Annotated in this window: 11 protein-coding genes; all 11 read right to left on the bottom strand. The window is 72.8% G+C overall.

The annotated features are described in order from the left end of the window. Positions 1 to 7 precede the first annotated feature (7 nt). A complete protein-coding gene (locus ACPYN7_RS13520) occupies positions 8 to 1,093 on the bottom strand; it encodes an inositol-3-phosphate synthase (protein ID WP_424347982.1) in 1,086 nt (361 codons plus the stop codon). Between the two features lie 159 nt (positions 1,094 to 1,252). Continuing rightward, positions 1,253 to 1,930 carry a LysE family translocator gene (locus tag ACPYN7_RS13525; protein ID WP_058872556.1) on the bottom strand — a complete coding sequence of 226 codons (678 nt, stop codon included), beginning with the start codon at positions 1,928 to 1,930 and terminating at the stop codon, positions 1,253 to 1,255. Positions 1,931 to 1,949: 19 nt separating this feature from the next. Next, entirely contained in the window at positions 1,950 to 2,975 is a 1,026-nt protein-coding gene (locus ACPYN7_RS13530; protein WP_368825122.1) for an aldo/keto reductase, read from the bottom strand. 107 nt (positions 2,976 to 3,082) lie between these two features. After that, positions 3,083 to 4,945 (bottom strand): malto-oligosyltrehalose trehalohydrolase, encoded by a 1,863-nt coding sequence (gene treZ / locus ACPYN7_RS13535; protein WP_424347983.1) that lies wholly within the window; start codon positions 4,943 to 4,945, stop codon positions 3,083 to 3,085. Between the two features lie 6 nt (positions 4,946 to 4,951). Then, on the bottom strand, positions 4,952 to 7,309 hold the full coding sequence (treY, locus tag ACPYN7_RS13540) for a malto-oligosyltrehalose synthase (RefSeq protein WP_424347984.1): 2,358 nt from the start codon (positions 7,307 to 7,309) through the stop codon (positions 4,952 to 4,954). Between the two features lie 84 nt (positions 7,310 to 7,393). Further along, on the bottom strand, positions 7,394 to 9,580 hold the full coding sequence (gene glgX / locus ACPYN7_RS13545; RefSeq protein ID WP_058872553.1) for a glycogen debranching protein GlgX: 2,187 nt from the start codon (positions 9,578 to 9,580) through the stop codon (positions 7,394 to 7,396). 133 nt (positions 9,581 to 9,713) lie between these two features. Continuing rightward, positions 9,714 to 11,282 (bottom strand): NAD(P)H-hydrate epimerase, encoded by a 1,569-nt coding sequence (locus ACPYN7_RS13550; RefSeq protein WP_424347985.1) that lies wholly within the window; start codon positions 11,280 to 11,282, stop codon positions 9,714 to 9,716. After that, on the bottom strand, positions 11,279 to 11,650 hold the full coding sequence (locus tag ACPYN7_RS13555) for a holo-ACP synthase (RefSeq protein WP_368824723.1): 372 nt from the start codon (positions 11,648 to 11,650) through the stop codon (positions 11,279 to 11,281). The genes ACPYN7_RS13550 and ACPYN7_RS13555 overlap by 4 nt, the downstream gene beginning before the upstream one ends. A 94-nt stretch (positions 11,651 to 11,744) precedes the next feature. Beyond that, entirely contained in the window at positions 11,745 to 13,637 is a 1,893-nt protein-coding gene (glmS, locus tag ACPYN7_RS13560; protein WP_058872550.1) for a glutamine--fructose-6-phosphate transaminase (isomerizing), read from the bottom strand. A gap of 124 nt (positions 13,638 to 13,761) precedes the next feature. Beyond that, positions 13,762 to 14,907 (bottom strand): mannitol-1-phosphate 5-dehydrogenase, encoded by a 1,146-nt coding sequence (locus ACPYN7_RS13565; RefSeq protein ID WP_058872549.1) that lies wholly within the window; start codon positions 14,905 to 14,907, stop codon positions 13,762 to 13,764. Continuing rightward, a complete protein-coding gene (locus ACPYN7_RS13570) occupies positions 14,907 to 16,976 on the bottom strand; it encodes a PTS mannitol transporter subunit IICBA (RefSeq protein ID WP_058872548.1) in 2,070 nt (689 codons plus the stop codon). The genes ACPYN7_RS13565 and ACPYN7_RS13570 overlap by 1 nt, the downstream gene beginning before the upstream one ends. Positions 16,977 to 17,101 lie beyond the last annotated feature (125 nt).

Raw genomic sequence — 17,101 nt, forward strand, 5'->3', positions numbered from 1 at the left:
CCGGGGCTCAGCGTTCGCGCTCGCCGCGGATGAAGGCCTCCAGGTCCGCCCGCGCCACGTCGTCGGGCAGCTGCACGTGCGGGGACTTCATGAAGTACGCCGAGGCCGAGGTCAACGGACCCCCGACCCCGCGATCGGCCCCGATCTTCGCCGCCCGGATCGCGTCGATGATCACCCCGGCCGAGTTCGGCGAGTCCCACACCTCCAGCTTGTACTCCAGGCTGATCGGCGCGTTGCCGAAGCCGTGGCCCTCCAGGCGCACGAAGGCGAACTTCCGGTCCTCCAGCCACGGCACGTGATCCGAGGGTCCGATGTGCACGTCCTTCGTGCCGAACTCCCGCTCCACGTTGGAGGTCACCGCCTGGGTCTTGGAGATCTTCTTCGACTCCAGCCGGGTCCGCTCCAGCATGTTCATGAAGTCCATGTTCCCGCCCACGTTGAGCTGGTACGTCCGGTCCAGCACGTAGCCGCGGTCCTCCATGAGCTTCGCCAGCACCCGGTGGGTGATCGTCGCCCCGATCTGGGACTTGATGTCGTCCCCGACGATCGGCACCCCCGCCTCGGTGAACTTCTGCGCCCACCCCGGGTCGGAGGCGATGAACACCGGCAGCGCGTTGACGAAGGCCACCCCGGCCTCCAGGGCCGCCTGGGCGTAGTACCGGTCGGCGGCCTCCGAGCCCACCGGCAGATAGGACACCAGCACGTCCACCTGCGCCTGGCGCAGGGCGGCGGCCACGTCCACCGGGGGCTCCGCCGACTCCTGGACCGCCTCCCGGTAGTAGGCCCCCAGCCCGTCCAGGGTGGGCCCGCGCTGCACCGTCACCCCGGTGTGCGGGACGGAGGCGAAGACCAGGGTGTTGTTCTCGCCGGCGCCGATCGCCTCGCACAGGTCGGTCCCGACCTTGGCGGCGTCGACGTCGAAGGCGGCCACGAACTCGATGTCGGACACATGGTAGTCACCGAAGACCACGTGCATCAGACCCGGCACGGAAGCCGTGGGATCGGCGTCGGCGTAGAAGTGCACGCCCTGGATCAGCGAGGAGGCGCAGTTGCCGACACCGGCGACGGCCACGCGAATGGGATGGTGGGACACGGGACTCCTTTGTCTGGTCGTCTGGGTTCCGCCCCCGGCACGGGCCGGGCGAACACCCGCACGGGCTCCCGGCACGTCGCCGGGCAGGACCCAGCGGTCCAGTCTAGTGCCCGCCGGGGGCCGGGACGGCCGGGCTGCGGGCCGGGCCCGCCGCCGGGCTCACACCGCGCTGAGGAGCAGGCCGAGGGCGAGCACCAGGAACAGCACGCCGGCGGCGAGCTCCACGGCGGCGCCGTGCCGCCGGAAGCCCGCGGCCAGCCGCTGGACCGAGCCGACCCACGCGACCGCGGTGAACCACGCGAGGCCCACCGCCACGAGCAGCGCGAAGACCAGGGCCGTCTCCCACCACAGCGCGCCCGCCGGGACCACGTTGGCGAAGAGCGCCACGAAGAAGATGATGGCCTTCGCGTTCGAGAGGTTCGTGACGAGACCGAGCACGAAGCCCCGCCCCGGGGTGACGGTGCGGCCCGGCGGCACCTGCGGCTCCTCCGGGACCGTCCCGCGTCCGCCGGCCCCGGCGCTCGGCACCCGCTCGGGAACGGCCCGCGCGGCGAGCCCCGCCCGGATCCCGCTCACGCCCAGCCAGCCGAGGAACAGCGCCCCGGCCACCTGGATGATCCGCTGGACGGTGTCCGCCTGGCCGATCAGGACGGTCACCCCGGTGAGGGAGAGCGTGATCCACACGAGGTTGCCGGTCATCACCCCCACGGCGGTGAGCACTCCGGCCGCCCGGGAGCCCAGGGACGCGTTGCGCAGGATGACCAGGACGTCCGGGCCGGGGGCGACGATCCCGGCGATCCACAGCCCGAGGAGGGCGAGGTACTGCGAGGCCTCCACGGCTACCGCGCCCTGCCGCTCACGCGGTCTTGGAGTCGCGGGCGCCCGCCCAGATGTTGATGTCGGAGTCCGTGGCCAGCCGGTCGATGGCCTCCAGCTCCTCCGGCGTGAACGAGAGCCGGTGCACGGCGCCCACGCTGTCCTCGAGCTGCTGCGGCGAGGAGGCCCCCACGAGCGCGGTGCTGACCTGGCCGTCCGCCTGCTCCCGCAGCACCCACGCGATCGCCATCTGGGCCAGGCTCTGCCCGCGCGCCTCGGCGATCTCGTGCAGGCCCCGGACCTTCTCGAGGGTCGTGCCGGTCAGCCACTCCGGGTCCAGGGACTTCTCCGCCGCGGCCCGGGAGCCCTCCGGGATGCCCTGGAGGTACCGGTCCGTGAGCATGCCCTGGGCCAGGGGGGAGAACACGATCGAGCCCATCCCCGTCTCCGTCAGGGCGCCCAGCAGGGAGGTCCCGGACGGGCCGGGCGACTCGATCCACCGGTTGAGCATCGAGTAGGACGGCTGGTGGATGAGCAGCGGCGTGCCGAGCTCCCGCATGATCTGCTGGGCGCGCAGGGTCAGCTCGGCGTTGTAGGAGGAGATCCCCGCGTACAGGGCCCGCCCCGAGCGCACGATGTGGTCGAGGGCCCGCATGGTCTCCTCGAGCGGGGTGTCCGGGTCGGGGCGGTGGTGGTAGAAGATGTCCACGTGGTCCAGGCCCATCCGCTGCAGGGACTGGTCGAGGGAGGACACCAGGTACTTCCGGGAGCCGCCGAAGCCGTACGGGCCCGGGCCCATGGTCCACCCGGCCTTCGAGGAGATGATGAGCTCGTCCCGGTACGGGGCGAGGTCCTGCGCCAGGATCCTGCCGAAGTTCAGCTCCGCGGCGCCGGCCGGCGGGCCGTAGTTGTTGGCGAGGTCGAAGTGGGTCACGCCCAGGTCGAAGGCCCGGCGCAGCGTGGCGCGCTGGGTGCCGAGCGGCTTGTCGTCGCCGAAGTTGTGCCACAGCCCCAGCGAGATGACGGGCAGCTTGAGCCCGGACTCGCCCACGCGGCGGTACGGCATGGTCTCGTAGCGGTCCTCGGCGGGGAGGTAGGGGACATCGGGTCCGTAGGTGCGCACGGTGGCCTTTCGGGATTCGGGGACGTCGTGGGGTGGGAGGCCGCGGTGGCTCAGTGGCGGACCACGGCGGCGCCGTGGGCGGGCAGCTCGGCGACGCCGTCGTCCGTCAGCGACACGTCCCCGGAGCGGAAGAGCAGCTCCGCGCCCCGGCGGCCGGGGAACGGGACCCGGGCGGGCTCGGCGCCGAAGTTCAGCAGCACCGCGACCCCGTGGCCGGAGCCGGGAGCCGTGGCCCGGCGCAGCACGAACCAGCGGGCGTCCTCGTCGAGGTCGGTGCCGATCGTGTCGAAGCGCGGGTCGGTGAGCTCGGGCACCCGGCGCCGCAGGGCGATGAGCTCGCGGTAGGCGGCCAGCACCCGGGCGTGGTCCTCCCGGCCGGGCTCGTCCCAGTCGAGCTTCGAGTCCGTGAACGTGCTGGGCGCCTGCGGGTCCGGGACCGTGGCCTCGTCCCAGCCCATGGACGCGAACTCCGCCTTGCGGCCCTTCGCCACGGCCTCGCCGAGCTCGCGCTCGGGGTGGGCGGTGAAGAACTGCCACGGGGTGGACGCACCCCACTCCTCCCCCATGAACAGCATGGGGGTGAACGGCTGGGTGAGCAGCAGGACGGCGCCCAGCACCAGCTGGTCGGGCGTGAGGCTCGCGCTGATCCGGTCCCCCGCGGCGCGGTTGCCGATCTGGTCGTGGTTCTGGATGCACGTGACGAACTGCCACGGGCGCACCCGCTGCTTGTCGACCGGCCGGCCGTGGTGGCGGCCGCGGAACACGGACATGGTGCCGTCGTGGTAGAACGCGTCCCGCATCACCTTGTCGAGGGTCCCGAGGGCGGCGAAGTCGGCGTAGTAGCCCTGCGTCTCCCCGGTCAGCGCCACGTGCGCCGCGTGGTGGAAGTCGTCGAGCCACTGTGCGGTCATGCCGAGGCCGTGGGCCGTGGTCGGCGTGATCATCCGGTGGTCGTTGAGGTCGGACTCCGCGACGGTGAACAGGGGCTTGCCGGTCTCCACGCCCACGCGCTCCACGAGCTCGGCGATCTCCTCGAGGATGTGCACGGCCCGGTGGTCCTGCAGCGCGTGCACGGCGTCGAGGCGGAACCCGTCCACGTGGTAGTCGCGCAGCCACATCTCCACGTTGTCCAGGATGTAGTCCCGGACGCCGTCGGAGCCCCAGCCGTCGAGGTTGATGAGGTCCCCCCACGTGCTGGAGCCGGGCTTGAAGTAGTCGGCGAACAGGGGCAGGTAGTTCCCGGACGGGCCCAGGTGGTTGTAGACCACGTCCTGGATGACGCCGATCCCCTTCTGATGGCACGCGTCCACGAAGCGCTGGTAGGCCGCGGGCCCGCCGTAGGACTCGTCCACGGTGTACCAGAGGACGCCGTCGTAGCCCCAGTTGTGCTCGCCGTTGAAGCCGTTGACGGGCAGCAGCTCCACGAAGTCCACGCCGAGGTCCACGAGGTGGTCGAGCCGCTCGACCGCGGAGTCGAGGGTGCCCTCCGGGGTGAACGTGCCCACGTGCAGCTCGTAGACCACCGAGCCGGCCAGGGTGCGCCCGGTCCACGCGGTGTCGCCCCACCGGTGCGCGGAGGGCTCGAACGTGCAGGAGAGGTCGTGCACCCCCTGGGGCTGGCGGCGGGAGCGGGGGTCCGGCAGGACCTCGGAGACCTGGGAGCGCTCCTCCGCCGTGCCCTCGTCGAAGGTCTTGCCCAGGAGATAGCCGTAGCGCACGGTGCCCTCGGGGACGACCGCGCCGTCGGGCAGGGTCCACCAGCCGTCGCGGCGCGCCGCGGTGCCGGCGGGCGAGTCCTCGGGCAGGTCCGCGGCGGGCAGCATCTCGTGGTCCTCGCCCTCGATCCGCACGGTCACCGCCCTGGCGTGCGGGGCCCAGACGTCGAAGCGGTTGAGGTGGTCGCGGGTGTTCATGGAGGTTCAGGAGTCCTTCCGGCGCAGCAGCGCCACGGGGTAGTCGGCCAGCAGCCGGGACACCGGCACGGTGCCCGTGTGCCGGCGGCGGGTGAGCACGTCCTCGAAGTCGCCCGCGGGCAGCTCGAGGGTCTCGGCGTCGAAGCCGCCGGCGGACGCGAGGCCCAGGGGCAGGCGGGTGGCCACGGTCACGGCGCCGCCGCGGTCGAACGCGAAGACGTGCCCGGCCCGGGGGCCGGACGCGGTGAGCGGGGTGTAGCCCGTGAACAGCTCGGGGTGGTCCCGGCGCAGCCGCAGGGCGCGGCTGGTGACGAGCAGCTTGGCGGCGGCGTCCGGTCCCACGGCCGGGATCCCGTCCGCGGTGCCGCCCACGGGCACGTCGAGGCGGGCGAGCTTGGCGGCCCGCTCCCGGAAGTCGACGGGGCGGCGGTTGTCGGGGTCCACGAGGGACTCGGCCCACAGCTCGGACCCCTGGTAGACGTCCGGGACGCCGGGCATCGTCAGCTGCACGAGCTTGGCGGCGAGCCCGTTCGCCCAGCCGGCCGGGGTGACGTGCTGGGCGAAGCCCTCGACCACGGCCCGCATCTGCGGGTCGTGGAAGACCAGCTCGACGAACCGGGTGAGCCGCTCCTCGAAGCCGGCGTCCCCGTCGACCCACGCGGTGGAGTTGCCGGCCTCGCGGGCGGCCTTGAGCGCGTAGTCCAGCACCCGCTCCTGCGAGACGGGCCAGGCGCCCACCACGGCCTGGAGCACGAGGTTCACGAGCGGGCCGTCGCCCACCAGGGCCCCCGCCTCCCCGGCGAGCTTCTTGACGGTGCCGACCACGCCGGCCCACTGCTCCCCGGACTCGGCGAGCACGGTGATCCGCGCCCGCACCGCCTCGGAGCGCTTGGTGTCGTGCGTGGACAGCGCCGTCATGGCCAGGGGCTCCTCGGCCGCGCGCCGGGCGAGCTCGGCGTGGGCCTCCTCGGGCGTCAGCGCGAAGTGCGACGGGTCGCCGCCCACCTCGGTCAGGGAGGTCAGCCGGGTGAAGCGGTAGAACGCGGTGTCCTCGACGCCCTTGGCCATCACCATCCCGGAGGTCTGCTGGAAGCGGCGGGCGAGCTCCCCGAGCTCGGCCTCGTCCGTCGCGTCGACCCCGAGCAGCCCGCCCAGGGTCCCGATCGCGTCGGAGAGGTCCGGGCGCTGCTCCCGGGCCGCCTCGAGGGCCGCCCGCAGGTGCTCGGCGCCCTCGGGCAGGTAGCTGCGGTAGACGGGGAAGTTCGCGAGGATCTCCGCCAGCGCGTCCTCGGCCGCGGTCCGACCGAGGCCGGCGTCCTCGGGCACGAGGCGGGCGAGGCGCCGGACCTCGGCCAGCAGCGCGCCGTCGGCCATGGCGCGCTTGGTGCCGTGGATCATCTCGTCCCAGTGCACGGGCTCGCCGTCCCGCAGCCGGGCGTCCAGGCTCGTGAGGGCGTACTCCCCGGCCGGGTCGGTCAGCAGCCGGTCGATCGTGCCCAGGGCGTCGTAGCCGGTGGTGCCCGCGGTGGCCCAGTCGCGGGGCAGCCGCTCGCCGGGCTCGAGGATCTTCTCGACGACGACGTAGGCGCCGCCGGTGAGCTCCCGCAGCTGCTCGAGGTACTGCCGCGGGTCCCGCAGCCCGTCGGGGTGGTCGATGCGCAGCCCGTCGATGAGGCCCTCGTCGATCCACCGCTTGATCTCGGCGTGCGACTCGGCGAAGACCTCCGGGTCCTCGACGCGCACGCCCGCGAGCGTGGCGACGGTGAAGAACCGGCGGTAGTTGAGCTCGGCGTCGCCGCGGCGCCAGTGCACCAGCTCGTAGTGCTGCCGGTCGTGGACGTCCCGCGGGTCGTCGCCCTCCGCCCACGTGCCCTCGGCCAGCGGGTAGACGTTGTCGTAGTAGCGCAGCGTGCCGTCCTCGACCTGCAGCTGCGCGAGCTCGTCGTCGCCGTCGCCCAGCACGGGGATCAGCACCCTGCCGCCGCCGGCCGCCCACTCGACGTCGAAGGCCCTGGCGTACGGCGAGTCCTGTCCCTGCGCCAGCAGCGACCACCACCAGGGGTTCTGCTCCGGGGCGGCGACGCCCTGGTGGTTGGGGACGATGTCCACCAGCACCCCCATGCCGCGGGCGTGGGCGGCGTCGGCGAGCGCCTTCAGCCCGGCGACGCCGCCCCGGACCGGGTCCACCTCGGCGGGGGACGCGACGTCGTAGCCGTGGTCGGAGCCGTCGACGGCCCGCAGGATCGGCGAGAGGTAGACCCAGTCGGCGCCGAGGTCGTGGAGGTAGTCCACGAGCCCCGCCGCGCGGTCGAGCGTCAGGTCGGAGGTGATCTGGAGTCGGTAGGTCGATGTCGGTGTGCGCACCGCTCCAGTCTGTCGGCCCGGCCCCGGAAACACCAGCAGGCTGTCGACCCGTGTCCGGGTCGACAGCCTGCCGGGGCCGTCAGGTCACTGGTCCTGCGGCGTCTTCGCGTACGCGGCCACGGACGCGGCGACGGACGCGTCGGGCTCCTCCTCGGGGGCCTCGTAGGCGCGCAGCACGACCATGGACTTGCCCTCGAGGACGATCGAGGAGCGGGCCTTGCGGATCTGTCCGTCGGCGTACTTGCCCGCGGTGTCGATGACCTCCTCCCACAGCCGGCCGTAGCGCACCGGCGGGAGCTTGCACTTCACGGCCTCCGGGTTGGAGTTGAAGTACACGATGAAGTTCACGTCCGTGATGGGCCGCCCGCGCATGTCCACGCCGGCGATGCCGTTGCCGTTGAGCCACATCCCGAAGGACCGGGACAGGGGCTCGTCCCAGTCGGCGGGCTTGAGCGGCGCACCGTCCGTGGTCAGCCACGCGATGTCGGGCATCGGGCGGCCGGTGTCGTCCGCGTCCATCTCGACCGGCCGGCCGTCGAAGAACTCCGAGCGCCGGAACGACGGGTGGTCGTGGCGCAGGTGGGTCACGGCGGCCACGAACTCGGTGAGCGGGCCGTCCATGGTCTCCCAGTTGATCCACGACAGCTCGTTGTCCTGGCAGTACGTGTTGTTGTTGCCGTCCTGGGTGCGTCCCAGCTCGTCGCCGTGCAGCACCATGGGCGTGCCCTGGGACAGCAGCAGCGTCGCGAGGTAGTTGCGCTGCTGGCGGGAGCGCAGGGCGAGCACCTCCGGGTCGTCGGTGGGGCCCTCCACACCGCAGTTCCAGGAGCGGTTGTGGGACTCGCCGTCGTTGTTGCCCTCGCCGTTGGCCTCGTTGTGCTTCTCGTTGTAGGAGACGAGGTCCCGCAGCGTGAAGCCGTCGTGGGCGGTGACGAAGTTGATCGAGGCGAACGGACGGCGGCCGCTGTGCTCGTAGAGGTCCGCCGAGCCCGTGATCCGGGAGGCGAACTCGCCGAGGGTCGCGGGCTCCCCGCGCCAGAAGTCGCGCACCGTGTCCCGGTACTTCCCGTTCCACTCCGTCCACTGGGGCGGGAAGTTGCCGACCTGGTAGCCGCCGGGGCCCACGTCCCACGGCTCGGCGATGAGCTTCACCTGGGAGACGACCGGGTCCTGCTGGACGAGCTCGAAGAAGGTCGCCAGCTTGTCCACGTCGTAGAACTCGCGCGCCAGGGCGGAGGCGAGGTCGAAGCGGAAGCCGTCCACGTGCATCTCGGTCACCCAGTAGCGCAGGGAGTCCATGATGAGCTGCAGGGAGTGCGGGTGGCGGACGTTGAGGGTGTTGCCGGTGCCCGTGTAGTCCATGTAGTACTTCTGGTCGCCCTCCACCGTCCGGTAGTAGGCCTGGTTGTCGATGCCCTTCATGGACAGGGTGGGGCCCATGTGGTTGCCCTCGGCCGTGTGGTTGTACACCACGTCGAGGATGACCTCGATGTCGGCCTGGTGCAGGGCGCGCACCATGGCCTTGAACTCCTGGACCTGGCCGCCGAGGTCGTTGGTGGAGTGGTACTCGTTGTGGGGGGCGAAGAAGCCGATGGTGTTGTAGCCCCAGTAGTTGCGCAGTCCCTGCTCCAGCAGGGTGCTGTCCTGCACGAACTGGTGCACGGGCATGAGCTCGATGGCGGTGACGCCGAGCTTCTGCAGGTGGGCGATCACCGAGGGGTGGGCCACGCCGGCGTAGGTGCCGCGCTGCTCCTCCGGGACGTCGGGGTGCTGCTGGGTGAGGCCCTTGACGTGGGCCTCGTAGATCACCGACTTGTGGTACGGCGTGCGCGGGGTGCGGTCGCCCTCCCAGTTGAAGAACGGGTTGATCACCACGCCCATCATCATGTGGGGGGCGGAGTCCTCGTCGTTGAACGAGTCCTCGTCGCCGAAGTCGTACGAGAACAGCGCCTGGTCCCAGTCGATCTGGCCGGAGACGGCCTTGGCGTAGGGGTCGAGCAGCAGCTTGGCCGCGTTGAAGCGCTGGCCCTCGGCGGGGTTCCACGGTCCGTGCACCCGGTAGCCGTAGCGCTGCCCGGGCTGGACGGCCGGGAGGTAGCAGTGCCAGACGTAGCTGTCCTGGGCCGTGACCTCGATGCGGGTCTCCGTGCCGTCCTCCTCGAACAAGCACAGCTCGACCTTCTCGGCGGCCTCGCTGAAGAGGGCGAAGTTCGTGCCGGTCCCGTCGAAGGTGGCTCCGAGGGGATAGGGCTGACCTGGCCAGACTTCCATAGGGGATCTCCTGTCGTACCGCCGGGCAGGGGTCACCGTCAGCGGGCTGGGTATGGGGCAAGTGGGTACAACCTTAGCGGGGCCGGGAGCCGTCCGGGTCCCGCGGGCGGTCCGCCGGGGCCGGGACCCGCCCTCAGGGGCCCAGGCGCAGGACCGTGCGCACGTTCGCGGACAGCGCCGTGGGCGGGACCGGGCCGAGCCCCTCGAGCCGGGACGCCCGGCCGTGCACGGCGACCGCGAGGGCGGCGGCCACCGCGAGCCGGGTCTCCCCGCGCGCCCACTCCCCCGCGGCGGCGAAGGCGTCCGGGTCCTCCGCGCAGCCCGCGAGCGCTGCGCCCATGATCCCCGCGAGGGTGTCCCCGCTGCCGGCGGTGGCCAGCCACGGGCTGCCGTCGGCCTGGGAGAGCAGCGTCCCGTCCGGGGCCGCGACGAGGGTGGTGGCGCCCTTGAGGACGACGACGGCGCCGGTGGCCTCCGCGGCCGCGCGCGCCCACCGGGCGGGCTCGGCCTCGATCGCCGCCCGGTCGGGGGCCTCCCCGCCGCCGCCCAGGGCGGCGAGCCAGGCGAGCACCTGTTCGAGCTCCCCGGCGTGCGGGGTCAGGACCTTCCCGGGGCCGAGGATCCCGTCGGCGGCGGCCCGGGCCGCCGCGTCGAGCGCGCCGGCGTCGACGACCGCCGGCAGCCCGCCCGCGAGCACGGCGCCGATCCGCGACTCCTGGGCGGCGTCGCCCACGGCGCCGGGGCCGACGACCCACGCCTGGACGTGGACGTCGTCGGGGTGGTCCTCGGAGGCCACGACCTCGGGGCTGGTGAGGGTCACGAGGGAGCGGATCGCGGCGTCGCCGAGGTGGCGGACCATGCCGGCGCCGGCGTCCACGGCGGCGCGCGTGCACATCAGCGCCGCCCCGGGATAGGTCGGGGATCCGGCGACGACGCCCACTACGCCCCGGGAGTACTTGTGGGAGGCGGCTCCCGGCCGCGGCCACAGGGCCGCGACGTCGTCGGGCTCCAGGCGGCGCAGGGCGGGGGCGGGCAGGGCGTCCTCGATCCCGAGGGGCACGGTCCGCACCTGCCCGCACCAGCGGTCCCCGGGGGGCAGGAACAGCCCGGCCTTGGCCCCGGCGAACGTCACGGTGAGGTCCGCGGGCAGGACCGGCCCGGCCACCGCCCCCGTGTCGGCGGAGACGCCCGAGGGGACGTCGCACGCCACGACCGCCGGTCCCCCCTCGCGGGGCCACCGCTCCAGGACCGTGCGGACGAGCTCCGCCGCCAGCCCGCGCAGCCCGCCCCGGGCGCCGGTGCCCAGCACGGCGTCGAGCACGAGGTCGGCGCCGAGCACGTGCTCGGCCGCCGGCCCGAGGGCGGGGCCGCCGTCCCCGGCGCGCAGCACCCGGCCCCCCGCGGCCGCCAGGGCCGCGGCGCCCTCGGGGTGCAGCCGGTCGCCGACCGCCACGGCGAGCACGGAGGCGCCGCGGCGTGCGAGCTCCGCCCCGGCCCACAGCCCGTCCCCGCCGTTGTTGCCGGTCCCGGCGAGCACGAGCACGCGGGCCCCGGCGACCCGTCCCCGGCGCCCGCGCAGATGCTGCGCGCAGGCCAGGGCCAGGCCGTGGGCGGCCCGCCGCATCAGGGCGGGGCCGTGCCCCCGGTCGAGGAAGGGCGTCTCGGCCGCCCGCACCTGCTCCCCGGTCCACGCCGCGATCACGCCGGTCCCCCGTCCCCGGCGCGCTCGGCGATGACCATGGCCATCGCGATCCCGCCGTCGTGCGTCATGGTGAGGTGCCACCGGTCGATGCCCTGCCGGCGGGCCTCCTCGGCCACCGTCCCCTCGGTGCACAGCACCGGGGCGCCGGAGGGGTCCTTCTCGATCCAGCAGTGCTGCCAGATCATGCCGGGCGGGGCCTTGAGCGCCTTGGCCGCCGCCTCCTTGGCCGCGAAGCGCGCCGCGAGCGACCGGACGTGCAGGTCCCGCTCGAGCGGGGTGAACAGCCGGGCCACGAGGCCGGGGGTGCGGGCGATCTGCTCCTCGAAGCGGGCGATGTCCACCACGTCGATGCCGGTGCCGATGATCATGGTCCCAGCCTAACGACCGCCGGCCCGCCGCCCGGGAGGATCCGGGGCGGCGGGCCGGCGGCGGAACGGTCGCGGACCGCTCGAGGGGCGCGGACTACTCGACGGTCACGGACTTCGCGAGGTTGCGGGGCTGGTCCACGTCGTAGCCCTTGGCCGAGGCCAGCTCGCACGCGAAGATCTGCAGCGGGACGGTGGTCAGCAGCGGCTGGAGCAGCACCGGGGACTGCGGCACGCGGAAGATGTGGTTGGCGTAGTCGGCGACGGCCTCGTCCCCCTCCTCCGCGATGACGATCGTCACGGCCCCGCGGGCGCGGATCTCCTGGATGTTGGAGACGACCTTCGCGTGCAGGGAGTCCCGCCCGCGCGGGGAGGGGACGATGACGAACACGGGCTGCCCCTCCTCGATGAGGGCGATCGGCCCGTGCTTGAGCTCGCCGGCGGCGAAGCCCTCGGCGTGGATGTACGCGATCTCCTTGAGCTTGAGCGCTCCCTCGAGGGCGACCGGGAAGCCGACGTGGCGGCCCAGGAAGAGCACCGACGCGGCGTCCTTCATCGACTGGGCGAGCGCCTTGATCCCGGCCTGGGTGTCGATGACCTGCTGTATCTTGGCCGGCATGGCCTCGAGCTCGGCGAGGATCTGCCCGATCTCGTCCTTGTACTTGTTGCCGCGCAGCTGGGCCAGGTACAGGCCCAGCAGGTAGGCGGCGGTGATCTGGGCCAGGAACGCCTTGGTCGAGGCCACCGCGATCTCGGGGCCGGCGTGGGTGTAGAGCGCGGCGTCGGCCTCGCGCGGGATCGTGGAGCCGTTGGTGTTGCAGATGGCCACGACCTTGGCCCCCTGCTCCTGGGCGTGCCGGACCGCCATGAGGGTGTCCATGGTCTCGCCCGACTGGGAGAGGGCGACCACCAGGGTCCGCTCGTTGACGATCGGGTCCCGGTAGCGGAACTCGTGCGCGAGCTCGACCTCGGTGGGGATCCGGCACCAGTGCTCGATCGCGTAGCGGGCGACCTGCCCCGCGTAGGCGGCGGTCCCGCAGGCGACGACGACGATCTTGTCCACGGCGCGGAGCACCGCCTCGTCGATCTTCAGCTCGTCGAGGACCAGGTTGCCGTCGGGGTCGGTGCGGCCCATGAGCGTCTGCTCCACGGCGGAGGGCTGCTCGTTGATCTCCTTCTCCATGAAGGACGGGAAGCCGCCCTTCTCGGCGGCGGCCGCGTCCCACAGCACCCGGAACGGCTTGCCGTCGGCGCGGTTGCCGTGGAAGTCGGTGATCTCGTAGTCGTCGGCCGTGATGGACACGACCTGGTCCTGGCCCAGCTCCACGGCATCGCGCGTGTAGTCGATGAACCCGGAGACGTCGGAGCCGAGGAAGTTCTCGCCCTCGCCGAGCCCGAGCACCAGCGGGGAGTTGCGCCGGGCCGCGACGACGCGCCCGGGGTGGTCGACGTGCACGGCCAGGAGCGTGAACGCCCCCTCCAGCCGGCGGCACGCGACCTGCATGGCGGCGGTGAGGTCCTGGTCGCCGAGGTCGTTGTAGGTGTCGGCCAGGAGCACGGCCGCGACCTCGGTGTCGGTCTCCGAGACGAACGCGTGGCCCTTCTCGACCAGCTCGCGCTTGATCTCGGCGAAGTTCTCGATGATGCCGTTGTGGATCACGGCGAGCCGGCCGCCGTCCACGACGTGCGGGTGGGCGTTGACGTCCGAGGGCCCGCCGTGGGTGGCCCAGCGGGTGTGCCCGATGCCGGTCGTGGCGCGGGGCAGCGGGCTGTCGAGCAGCTCCTGCTCGAGGTTCAGCAGCTTGCCGGCCTTCTTGCGGAAGCCGACGGTGCCGTCCGAGACCACGGCCACTCCCGCGGAGTCGTAGCCGCGGTACTCGAGGCGCCGCAGGCCCTCCACGAGCACGTCCAGGGCGTCGTGCCCGGAGCCGGTGCCGCGCTCGTCCGTCCGCTGGGAGGAGGGGCCCACATATCCAACAATTCCACACATGCGCTTCACAGTACCGCATGGATTCCGCCCGGCCGGGCGTGCGGGACCGGGCGGGCCGCGCCGTGTTCCCGTCTCTTCTGGGGACAGGGCCCGGCCCGCCTGTGGGCCCTTCCGTGGGGCTCGGTCAGCCCCGGCGCTCCCGGGCCGCGTCGGCCACCAGGTCCTCGAGCGGCGGGAAGAGCGGGTGCCCGGGGTCCAGCCCCGTGATCTCCCGGACGGCGTCGGCCGGGGCCAGCGTGCCGAGGATCTCGCCGAGCCGGACGGCCTCCGGGTCGTCGGCCGGGTCGAAGCGCAGGGCGGCGGCCACGGCCGCGCGCAGCCCGTCGGTGCCCAGGCCGCGTTCGGCCAGCTCGGCGGCCGGGCCCACGAAGCGCTCGTGCCGGCCGAGCTTGCGCAGCGGGGCGCGGCCCACGCGCTCGACGGTGTCCGGGAGGTGCTCGTTGGCGAAGCGGTCGAGGATCTTCGCGACGTACCGGGCGTGCTCCTGCTCGTCGAACCCGTGCTTGGCGACGAGCAGTGCCTGCGTCTCCGCGAGCGCCGCGGCGACCCGTTCCCGGATCCCGGGGTCGGCGATCGCCTCCGCGATGCGGTGCCGGCCGGCGCGGTAGCCGAAGTACGCGCACGCGGCGTGGCCGGTGTTGACGGTGAACAGCTTGCGCTCGATGTAGGGCACGAGGTCGTCGACGTACGTCGCCCCCTCGATGACCGGTTCCCGCCCCGCGAAGGGGGTGCGGTCGATGACCCACTCGTGGAACTGCTCCACCACCACGTCGAGCCCGCCGCCGTCCTGCTGGGGCACGATCCGGTCCACGGCGGTGTTCGCGAACACCGCCCGCCGGTCGAGGTCCTCGCCGTCGTACTCGGCGCGGACGGCCTCCGCGAGCAGGTCCGTGGCGGACAAGGCGTTCTCGCACGCCATGACCGCCACGGGCGCGGCGCCGTCCGGGCGCGCGGCAATGCCGCGCGCCACGAGGGGCGCCACGAACCTCAGGATGTGCGCGCCCACCGCGGTGGTGACCACGTCCGCCGTGGCGATCTCCGCGACCACGGCCTCCGGGTCGTCCGCCGAGTTGACCGCCCGGTACCCCTCGACGACCGTGTCGCGGGAGCCGGCGCCGACCTCGTGCACCGTGTAGCTGGGGGTCGACGCCAGCGCGTCGATCAGGGGGGCCGCCACGTCGGCGAACACGACCTCGTAGCCCGAACGATGCATGAGCAGGCCGACGAAGCCCCGGCCGATGTTGCCGGCCCCGAAGTGCACGCACTTCATCAGTCGTTCACCTTCCCCAGCAGGTCGAGCACTTCGTCGGAGGTCCTCGCCTCGTCGAGCTGCCGCACCTTCTCCTTGTTGCCGAAGATCTTCGCGACCCGGGACAGGATCGCGAGGTGCTCGTTGTCCTTGCCGGCGATGCCGATCACCCAGGTGACGGGCTTGCCGTTCCAGTCCAGCCCCTCGGGGTACTTCACGACCGACAGGGCCGAGGCGCGGATGCTGTCCTTCGCCTGGTTGGTGCCGTGCGGGATGGCGAGGCCGTTGCCCATGAACGTGGACACCGACTCCTCGCGCTCGTGCATGGAGGTCACGTACTCGTCGGTCACGGCGCCGGCGGCCACGAGCAGGCCTCCGGCCTCGTCGATGGCCTGCCCGGCGTTCTGCGCGCCGCCGTCCATCACGATCCGGTCCTTGGTGAGGATCGGGGCCCCGGACGCGCCGGCGTCCTCGTCCGGCTCCGCCACGGCGTCACCGCCGGCGGGCTCGCTCCCGGCGGCGGCCGGCGCCGCCGCGCCGCCCGCTCCCGCCGGGACGGTGGCGCCGTTGCGCTGCTGCACGGCCTCGACGATCTCGTCGTAGCGGGGGCTGCCCATGAAGTTGTCCACGGTCACCACCGAGGCGCTGGGCACCTTGGGCCGGGCGCGGGTGGCCAGGTCCTGGTGGGTGACCACGATGTCGAAGTCGTCGGTGAGGTTGGCGATCGCCGCGTTGGTGACCTTGACGTCGCCGAAGCCGGCCGCCTTGACCTTGTTCCGCAGCACCGAGGCGCCCATCGCGGAGGAGCCCATGCCGGCGTCGCACGCGAACACGATGCGCTGCACCGGTCCGCCCTCGGCCAGCTCGCGGGCGCTGTCCCCGCCGGTGTCCGCGCCGCCGCTGGTGCCGACCACCGAGGAGGCCACGGAGGACTTCTTGCCCTTCATGGTCTCCATCCGGGAGGTGGCCTCCGTGAGGTCCCCCTCGCCCTTGTCCTTGGAGGCCTTCAGGATGATCGAGGCCACGAAGAAGGACACCGCGGTCGCCGCCGTCACCGCGATCGCCACCCCCACGTAGCTGTCGGTGGTGGCCTGTGCGAAGACGGCGATGATCGAGCCCGGGGCGGCCGGGGCGCGCAGGCCGGCGTCGAACAGGGTCAGGGTGAAGACCCCGGTCATGCCGCCGGCGATCGCCGCCAGGATCAGCGCCGGCTTCATCAGCACGTACGGGAAGTAGATCTCGTGGATCCCGCCCACGAAGTGGATCAGCGCCGCGCCGGGGGCCGAGGCCCGCGCCGCGCCGCGGCCGAAGACCGTGTAGGCCAGCAGGATGCCCAGGCCGGGACCGGGGTTGGCCTCGAGCAGGAAGAGGATGGACTTGCCCTGCTCCAGGGCCTGGGCGGTGCCGAGCGGGGTGAGGATGCCGTGGTTGATCGCGTTGTTCAGGAACAGGACCTTCGCGGGCTCGATCAGGATCGAGGTCAGCGGCAGCAGCCCCCGGGTCACCAGGAAGTCCACCGCGGCCGCGGCCGCGTTGGAGAAGGCCAGCACGGCGGGGCCCACCAGGAAGAAGCCGAAGATGGCCATGAGGGCGGCCAGGATGCCGGCCGAGAAGTTGTTCACCAGCATCTCGAAGCCGGGCTTGATCTTGCCGTCCCAGATGCTGTCGACCTTCTTCATCAGCCACGCGGTGAGCGGGCCCATGAGCATCGCGCCGATGAACATGGGGATGTCGGTGCCCACGATCACGCCCATCGTGGCGATCGCCCCGACCACGCCGCCGCGGACGTCGTAGACCATCCGCCCGCCCGTGTAGGCGATGAGCAGCGGCAGCAGGTAGGTGATCATCGGGCCCACCAGGCCCGTGTACGGCTCGCCCTCGGCGTTCTCGCCGAACCCGCCCAGCGGGCCGAACGGGGTGAAGCCCGCCTCGATGAAGAACGCGGTGATCAGGCCCCAGGCGATGAACGCCCCGATGTTGGGCATGATCATCCCCGACAGGAACGTGCCGAACCGCTGGACGTGCGCGCGGGCGGCCGTCGACCGCCCTCCCGCCGGTGCTGTGGTGTCTGAGGTCGTTGCCGTCGCCATGGTGCTGTCCTGACTCTCGAACGAGGTGGTGCTCCTCCGGCGGAGCGCCCGCACAGCGTGCCACTGTGAGGCAGATCACAGCCGGTGCCCGGTCGAGACCAAATCTACACCCGGGTACCGCGCCT

The organism is Kocuria sp. CH-021, assembly GCF_049716185.1.
Classification (GTDB): domain Bacteria; phylum Actinomycetota; class Actinomycetes; order Actinomycetales; family Micrococcaceae; genus Kocuria; species Kocuria cellulosilytica.

Bases quoted from the DNA above. Each gene is read 5' to 3' on its own strand.
- ACPYN7_RS13530 (WP_368825122.1), bottom strand. From the start codon at position 2,975: ATGCCGTACCGCCGCGTGGGCGAGTCCGGGCTCAAGCTGCCCGTCATC.
- treZ (WP_424347983.1), bottom strand. From the start codon at position 4,945: ATGAACACCCGCGACCACCTCAACCGCTTCGACGTCTGGGCCCCGCAC.
- glgX (WP_058872553.1), bottom strand. From the start codon at position 9,580: ATGGAAGTCTGGCCAGGTCAGCCCTATCCCCTCGGAGCCACCTTCGAC.
- ACPYN7_RS13555 (WP_368824723.1), bottom strand. From the start codon at position 11,650: ATGATCATCGGCACCGGCATCGACGTGGTGGACATCGCCCGCTTCGAG.
- glmS (WP_058872550.1), bottom strand. From the start codon at position 13,637: ATGTGTGGAATTGTTGGATATGTGGGCCCCTCCTCCCAGCGGACGGAC.
- ACPYN7_RS13565 (WP_058872549.1), bottom strand. From the start codon at position 14,907: ATGAAGTGCGTGCACTTCGGGGCCGGCAACATCGGCCGGGGCTTCGTC.
- ACPYN7_RS13570 (WP_058872548.1), bottom strand. From the start codon at position 16,976: ATGGCGACGGCAACGACCTCAGACACCACAGCACCGGCGGGAGGGCGG.